Origin of the sequence: Actinomadura chokoriensis (genome assembly GCF_039529475.1) — a bacterium.
In the GTDB taxonomy this organism is placed as follows: Bacteria; Actinomycetota; Actinomycetes; order Streptosporangiales; family Streptosporangiaceae; genus Spirillospora; species Spirillospora bangladeshensis.
Window position 1 is genome coordinate 1 of the sequence record NZ_BAAAMW010000077.1, and the last position, 939, is coordinate 939.

A 939-nucleotide genomic window follows, 5' to 3' on the forward strand; every position below is an offset into this window, starting at 1 on the left:
TTAGTGCGTGTTTGAGAAGTTGATCTCGGTCGGTGTGGCTGCGTGATGTCGTGTGCCGCTTCGTGCACGGTGTGGCGATGGCTCGGACGTCGTGTTACCCCTCGGACCTGACCGATGAGGAGTGGGCGCTGGTCGAGCCGCTGCTGCCGCCTGCCGACAGCGGCGGCCGTCCGGAGAAGCACTCGCGGCGCGAGATCGTGGACGCGGTGCTGTACGTGGTGCGGACCGGCTGCGCCTGGCGGCAGTTGCCCGCCGACTTCCCGCCCTGGCAGACGGTGTACTGGTACTTCGTGCGGTGGGAGAAGCAGCGGGTCACGCTGCGGATGCTGGACATGCTGCGCCAGCAGATCCGCCAGGCCGAGGGCCGCGACGCAGACCCCAGCGCGGCCATCATCGACTCCCAGAGCGTCAAGGCCGCCGACACCGTCGGCCGGGACACCCGCGGGTACGACGCGGGCAAGAAAGTGGCCGGACGCAAGCGCTTCATCGTCACCGACACCCTCGGCCTGCTCATCACGGTGACCGTGTGCGCCGCCAGCGTGCAGGACCGCGACGGCGCCAAGGGCACGCTGCCGGGCCTCTACCTCGCCTCTCCGAACTGCCGGTTCGTGTTCGCCGACGCCGGATTCGCCGGACGGCTGGTCGGCTGGGCCGCCCAGACCCTGCGCACCACGATCGATCGTCCGCAAGCCCGCAGACCAGAAGGGGTTCGCCGTGCTGCCCCGCAGGTGGGCGGTCGAACGGACGCTGGCCTGGCTCACCGCGCACCGGCGGCTGGCCCGCGACTACGAACGCCACCCCGCCACCAGCGAAGCCATGATCCGCTGGGCCGCCATCGGCCTCATGACCCGCCGCCTGGCACGGGGTGGGCAGCCCGCCGTCCGCCAAGCCCCACGCCCTCTCGAATACCTATAACGAGACCCTTCTCAAACACGCACT

Annotated in this window: 1 protein-coding gene; it reads left to right on the plus strand. The window is 70.0% G+C overall.

The window, feature by feature from the left end; translation table 11 throughout:
• Positions 1-77: 77 nt before the first annotated feature.
• A protein-coding gene (locus ABFX46_RS43315) for an IS5 family transposase (protein WP_346050460.1) occupies positions 78-915 on the plus strand; the annotation gives its coding sequence in 2 pieces (ribosomal slippage) (positions 78-679 and positions 678-915; 840 coding nt in all).
• Positions 916-939 lie beyond the last annotated feature (24 nt).